Origin of the sequence: Campylobacter sp. IFREMER_LSEM_CL1085, from assembly GCF_025772235.1 — a bacterium.
GTDB lineage: Bacteria > Campylobacterota > Campylobacteria > Campylobacterales > Campylobacteraceae > Campylobacter_D > Campylobacter_D lari_D.
The window spans coordinates 1-5,594 of sequence record NZ_JAKMRU010000031.1 but is presented as its reverse complement, the minus strand read 5'-3'; the positions used below and the strand labels follow the sequence as shown (position 1 = coordinate 5,594).

Here is a 5,594-nt window from a genome sequence, read left to right as displayed (position 1 = left end):
AGAATTTAAAACATATTGTTATTTTTGAAGAAGAATTAGAAATTTTATATCTAGCTTTTCATATGATTGATTTTACCACACTTCTTAGAAAAGAAAAACTTATTTTGTTTTTTACACCAAATATCAACACCGCTCAACTTAAAGTTTTATTTAATTATCCGCAAATCAAACATACGCTGAAAATTTTCAATTTTCATTTTTATAATGATTTTTATATTAATTTTTATACACCCAATGCTCAAAATGTGATGCAAATTTTATTAAATCTCATAAAAACACTAATGCTTGCTCGTGGAAATGACCCAAAAGATGCTTTGCTAGGAATAAAACATAATATTATAAATTTAGAAAAAATCATCACTCATACGCCTTTTAAAAATCTAATAAAAGATAGAAAAGCAAAAGCAAAAAATGCCATTATAGTTTCAACAGGTCCTTCTTTGATGAAACAACTTCCACTTTTAAAAAAATACCAAGAAAATGTTGTGATTTTTAGTGCTGATAGCTCTTATGCTATCTTAGCCAAAGAGGGAATTAAGCCTGATTATGTCTTTTCACTAGAAAGAGTAGATTTTACTAGCGAATTTTTTAATAATGATTTTGGAGAATTTGATAAAAATATATTATTTATCATAGCTTCTTTAACTCATCCTAAAACCATAGAATATTTAGAAAAAAATAATAGAAATTATATGCTTGTTTTAAGACCTTTGTTTTTTGAAAGCAAACTTGGCTTAAATGAATATGGTTTTTTGGGAAATGGCATGAGTGTTGCTAATATGGCTTATGAGTTAGCTGGAGCTTTAAGATTTGAAAATATTATTTTAATAGGGCAAGATCTAGCTTATAGTGATGATGGAAAGTCTCACCCAAAAGAACATTTATATGGTGATCAAGGAGACGAAGAAGTTGTTTATAAAACAATCTGTGCATATGGAGGCAATAAAGAAGTAAAAACACAACTCACATGGTATTTGTTTTTAAAAAGTTTTGAAAAAGATATAGCTCTAGCTAGAGATATATTAAAAATCAAAACTTATAATGCCACAGAAGGTGGGGCAAGGATAGAAGGAACCATAGAAAAACCTTTTAAAGAAATTTGTGAAGAGTTTTTAAAAGAAAAAATTGAAAAAAATATTATTTTAACAAAAGCAAAAAATCCACAAAAAAAACTAAAACAATGCAAAGAAAAACTCAACAAACAAATAAAACAAAGTGAAATTTTTATCAATGAATGTAAAAAAGCTATTAAAGATAAAAGCTTAGAAAGATTAGAAAAACTAAGACTTAAGCTCCCAAAAAGTGAATTTTTTTCAGATATTTTACAAGCTAGATGCTTTCAAAATGAATGTGAGGTTTTAAAATACAAAGTTGAAAAAGAAAAAAATACAAAATCTTTCTTAGAACAACAAATCGATTTTTTTGATGAGATTATTTTATATCTTGAAAATTATAATAAAACTATAAAAGAAAATTTAAAGGCATAATTATGAATCATGAGCTTTTTAAGAAAAATATCCAATCCCTTAACCCATCTTTTCAAAAACTTTTTAAAAACATCAAAAAAACACCATATATAATAATACAAGGAAACGATTCTTTAGATATTAATATTAAAGATAAGCGGGGGGGGGGTAATTTATGAAAATCCTATTTTAGAATTAAATACTATGCTGGCAAAATATGATCAAATGTATAAATTATATCCTGTGCTTTATTTTTTTGGATTTGGAAATGGAATTTTATATAAAGCTCTTTTGCAAAATCCAAATTTAAAGCATATCATAGTTTTTGAAGACAACTTGGAATTAATATATAGCTTGTTTTTTCATATAGATTTTTCAAAAGAATTAAAAACAAATAAACTAATTTTAGCACAATGCAATATGCCAAATTCTGCATTACTTTCTTTAATGTCAAGAAATCCTTTTAGAGAATTTATAAGAACATATTTTTTAGAAATACATTCTAGATACTATGAAAGATTTGCAAATGATATCTTAAATTTAAATCAAAAAATACTCTCTTGTATAAGATCTATTGCAACTATAAAAGGAACAGACACTAAAGATACTTTACAAGGGATAGAACAATTCATGGAAAATATTCCAAAAATGCTTTCAAAACCTTGCTTAAAAGAATTGCTAAATAAAAGAAATACATTGAGTAAAAATGCAATCATAGTATCTACTGGACCATCTTTAAGCAAGCAGCTACCTTTACTCAAACAATATCAAGATAATGTGGTAATTTTTTGCGCTGATAGTGCTTATCCTATTTTATATCAAGAAAATATCAAGCCTGATTATGTTTTTTCTGTTGAAAGAATAGATTTTGCGAGTGAATTTTTTAATAATAATTTTGATGATTTTGATAAAGATATTTTATTTATTATTGCTTCACTAACTCACTCAAATACCATAAAGTACCTAGACAAAAATAAGCGAAAATATGTTTTTTTCTCAAAAGAAACTTTTGAAACTTATTTTGGTTTAAATGCTTTTGGTTATGTTGATTTAGCGATTTCTGTTGCACATTTAGCTTTTATATTTGCCAATCTATTAAATTTTAAAAATATATTCTTTATAGGACAAGATTTAGCTTATAATGACATTGGAGAATCTCATCCTAAAAACTATCTATATACCGCTACTAGTGATAGTAATTTAGAAAAGATAAATATTATGGCTTATGGTGGCAATAAACACATTACTTCAAATACAACTTGGGATATGTTTAAAACTAATCTTGAATATTTAATCACAAATTCAAAAGCAAAAATTTACAATGCCACAGAAGGTGGAGCAAGGATAGAAGGAGCTATAGAAAAACCTTTTAAAGAAATTTGTAAAGAGTTTTTAAAAGAAAAAATTGAAAAAGATTTTCCTATTTTAGAAAACTTTACCCCGGATAAAAAACAAGAATATTTGCTAAAGACCTATCATAAATTAATTAAATTATTAGAAGATATAGAAAAATACTTAAAAAAGTATCAAAATATAATCAATTTTATCAACAATTCATCTGATGCAAATATTACATTGCAATATCTAGACGAGTTTGATCTTGATGATTTTAAAGATAATGCTTTAATAAGACTTTTGCTCGCTTGTTATTTAGATCAACTACGCTTTCATCTTGCAAAAATTTTTGTAATAATCCCAAAAAGCCAACAAATGCAAAAAGAAAAAAGTAAATTTTGGATCAACTCTCATTTAGAATACTTTCAACTCATTATTATCACCCTAAAAAAATTAGAAATAATTCTTTTAAACAAAAAATGTTTTATAAAAGACATTCTGACTAAAAATAATTTAGAAAAATATATTAAAAAATGACGATATTATTTTTTTAATCAAAAAGGATAAAAATGAAAACAGAGATTTTTAAAAAAAATTTAAAAGCCTTAAAAGGAAGTGAATATCAAACACTAAAAAGAAAATTAGGTAGAATAAAAGAAGCTAAAGATTATATTTATGTTTTTGATAAAGATCCTTTAAATTGTAATATATGTTATAAAAATATAAAAAATTTATATATAAATCCTTTAAAAGAACTACAAGAAAAAATTGAGCTATTTAATAAAGAATACTTAAGATACCCTATACTTTTTTTCTATGGATTAGGCAATGGTATATTTTACAAAAGTTTACTTGCAAATAAAGAACATAAAAAAGTTATTGTATATGAAAAAGACATTGAGTTAATATTTTTAGTTTTTAATATGATAGATTTTTCCAAAGAACTTTTAGAAGATAGATTTATTTTAATCCATACAAAGGAATTTAACTATACAAAAGCTGATACTTTATGCTCTTTTTTAAATTTATTTTTAAAAACTTACACTCTACATATTCATTGCGAATTTTATGAAGAAAGACAAAAAGAAGAAATTAAAAACATAAATGATTTAAATTCCAAAGTTATTAAAAATATTGCTTTAAGAAGAGGAAATGATCCAATTGATGCTATGCAAGGCATAGAGCAATTTGTTCTAAATTTACCTAAAATGCTTACACATCCAAGTTTTAACGAATTTAAGAAAAAAAGATCAAATAAAAGCAAAAATGCTATATTGGTAGCCACTGGACCTTCTTTAAAAAAACAACTTCCTTTACTTAAAAAATATGCTAACAAAGCTACTATATTTTGCGCTGATAGTGCTTATCCTATCTTAGCAAAGGCAGGTATAAAACCTGATTATGTTTGTATGCTAGAAAGAGATGATGTGGTATCAAAATGCTTTGATAATGATTTTAAAGAATTTGATAAAGACATTACTTTTATTTTAGCTTCATTAGTATATAAAGATAGTGTAGAATTTTTAGAAAAAAATAAAAGAAAATATATTTTAGTTTCAAGATCATTACCTTTTGCTTATTCTTTAGGATTGCATGATTTTGGCTATGTAAGTGGCGGAATGAGTGTAGCACATTTAAACTATGAACTAGCGCTTTTGTTAGGACATGAAAATATCGTCTTAATAGGACAAGATTTAGCTTATAGTGATGATGGAAAATCTCATAGTGAAGGATTTTTACATGAAAGTTATCACGAAGGAGATTTTGAACGAGACCATGGAAAATTTGAAACCTTAGCTTATGGTGGAAAAACTTATGTGCAAAGTTCAGAGGTTTGGATGTTATTTAAACAAATTTTTGAAAGTTTATTTCACAAACAAACAAAAGCAAAAATTTACAATGCCACAGAAGGTGGAGCAAGGATAGAAGGAACTATAGAAAAACCTTTTAAAGAAATTTGTGAAGAATTTTTAAAAGATGGAGTAAAAAAACCTTTTCCAAAACTAAATCCACCAAAACGCAAAGACAGCCAAGAACTTATGCTAAAAGCTTATAAGCAAATCAAACAAAATATAAAAGCTAATGAAAAATTCTTAAAAATTTGTAAAAAATTACATAAAGAATTAAACTATCAAAGCAAAACACACTATACTTTACATGAGTTAAATACAAAAATAGATCAACTAAAAGAGATTATAGAAAGCAATAAATACATTTTCTTAAGAGAAGTTTTAAGTCCTTCTTTATTTCATCTTGAAAGCAATTTTTCAAAAATATATGTTAATCCTATGCATAATGATAGTGATAAACAAAATAAACTTGTTGCTTGGATTACAGCACATAAATCTTGGCTAGAAGAAATCAGTGAACTAGCTTTAGTCCAAGAAAAAGCTTTAAAGATAGCCATCATACCTTTGCAAGATATTTTAGAAAAAAGAAATTTAATATAAGGCGAAACTGCCTTATATTATTTGGATTTATTGTAAGAGTTTTAAAACATTTTGTTGCACAGCATTAGCTTGACTCATAGCATAAGATCCGCTTTGAGCTAGGATGTTGTATTTAGAGAAATTTGCACTTTCTGCTGCAAAGTCTACATCTCTGATGTTTGATTCAGCTGATTTGATATTTACTTGGGTTACACTGATGTTATTTAGTGTAGCTGTGATTTGATTTTGCACCGCACCAATATCAGCTCTAATGGCATCTAGATTTGCTGTAGCGGTTTCTACTATATCCATCACAGCCATAGCACCTTTGAGTGTGGTAACACCTGGAGTTTGATCATTAGCC

At 26.1% G+C, this 5,594-nt stretch carries 4 protein-coding genes; 3 read left to right on the top strand and 1 reads right to left on the bottom strand.

From position 1 onward, the window contains the following. The 3 genes from L8W56_RS08610 to L8W56_RS08600 all read left to right on the top strand — a co-directional run. The coding region (locus tag L8W56_RS08610; protein ID WP_263660012.1) for a motility associated factor glycosyltransferase family protein at nucleotides 1-1,487 on the top strand (1,487 nt) is incomplete at its 5' end. 183 nt (nucleotides 1,488-1,670) lie between these two features. Then, on the top strand, nucleotides 1,671-3,338 hold the full coding sequence (locus tag L8W56_RS08605; protein WP_263660011.1) for a motility associated factor glycosyltransferase family protein: 1,668 nt from the start codon (nucleotides 1,671-1,673) through the stop codon (nucleotides 3,336-3,338). 32 nt (nucleotides 3,339-3,370) lie between these two features. Further along, on the top strand, nucleotides 3,371-5,251 hold the full coding sequence (locus tag L8W56_RS08600) for a motility associated factor glycosyltransferase family protein (RefSeq protein ID WP_263660010.1): 1,881 nt from the start codon (nucleotides 3,371-3,373) through the stop codon (nucleotides 5,249-5,251). A 27-nt stretch (nucleotides 5,252-5,278) separates the two neighbouring features. Here the strand turns inward: L8W56_RS08600 and L8W56_RS08595 are convergent. Next, nucleotides 5,279-5,594 (bottom strand): flagellin (locus L8W56_RS08595; RefSeq protein WP_263660009.1); only part of this gene is annotated, 316 nt, incomplete at its 5' end.

Coding starts and splice junctions, on each gene's coding strand:
- L8W56_RS08605 (WP_263660011.1), top strand. CDS start 1,671: ATGCTGGCAAAATATGATCAAATGTATAAATTATATCCTGTGCTTTAT.
- L8W56_RS08600 (WP_263660010.1), top strand. CDS start 3,371: ATGAAAACAGAGATTTTTAAAAAAAATTTAAAAGCCTTAAAAGGAAGT.